The sequence below is a fragment of the Pseudomonas edaphica genome, assembly GCF_005863185.1.
GTDB classification, from domain to species: Bacteria; Pseudomonadota; Gammaproteobacteria; order Pseudomonadales; family Pseudomonadaceae; genus Aquipseudomonas; species Aquipseudomonas edaphica.
Map to the genome: position 1 here is coordinate 1 of NZ_VBVZ01001051.1, position 943 is coordinate 943.

A 943-nucleotide genomic window follows, 5' to 3' on the forward strand; every position below is an offset into this window, starting at 1 on the left:
ATTCTGTAGGAGCTGCGGTCGGCCATCCAGCCGATGGGCAGTTGCAGCAGGGTGCCGCCGATGCCGAAGACGGAGATCAGCAGGGTCGCGGCGGTGAGCAGGTAGCCGGCCGAGAGGCTGTAGCCGGCCAGGAATGATACGGATGAGGTTTCGGCGAAGCCGGCGATAAATGCGCCGCAGAGGGCGGTGGGGATGACGCTGAATAATTTGCCGTGGCGTTTTTCTGCCGGGGTTTGTGGTTGGGTGTCGTAGGGCTTGAGAGTGAGTGCCAGTAGGCCGGAGAGCAGGACGATGACGGCGCAGGCGTAGTAAGGCGCGGCGCTGCCGACGCCGAAGGCCACCAGCAGCAGCGGGCCGACGGCGATGGCCAGGCCCATGAGGGTTTCGTGTACGCCAATCGCGCGGCCGCGTTCGTCTTTGGAAGCGACGGCGACGATCCAGGTATCGCAGGCGATCCAGCGCAGGATCAGGCCGATACCGAGGACAAAATTCAGCGCAAAAATCAGCACCAGGTGGTGGGTCAAGGTCATGCCGATCAGTGCGCCAACGGTGAGCAGCGCACTGAGGATGTTGGTCTTGACCAGCCCCAGGTGGGCGAGCAAACGCGGCACCCATTTGTACAGCAGCAGAATCGCCAGCCACGAGGCGCTGACGATCACGCCGATCTTGGCCGGCTCCACGCCTTGCTGTTCCAGCGACAGCGAAAGCAGCGGCGTAACGGTGCCGATCTGCACGATCTGCGAGAGTGCCGAGAGGGTATTGATCTTGGTTAAGGCAAACCAGCGCTGTTTGTCGGTGTATTCGATGCTCGGACTTTCCATGGGTGACAGGCCTTGGTTAGGCAGCAGTAGAACGCCCGAACTGCCAAGGGGCAAAGTAGCGATTAGTACCCTGCCAACCTGCCAGGCACCAATATTCTTAATGACTAAGGATATAAAAACCG

The 943-nt window shown here is 60.7% G+C and carries 1 protein-coding gene; it reads right to left on the minus strand.

Annotated elements, in window-relative coordinates:
- On the minus strand, positions 1-821 hold an 821-nt coding region (locus FEM54_RS33185), incomplete at its 3' end, for an MFS transporter (RefSeq protein ID WP_138454355.1).
- Between the last annotated feature and the right edge of the window lie 122 nt (positions 822-943).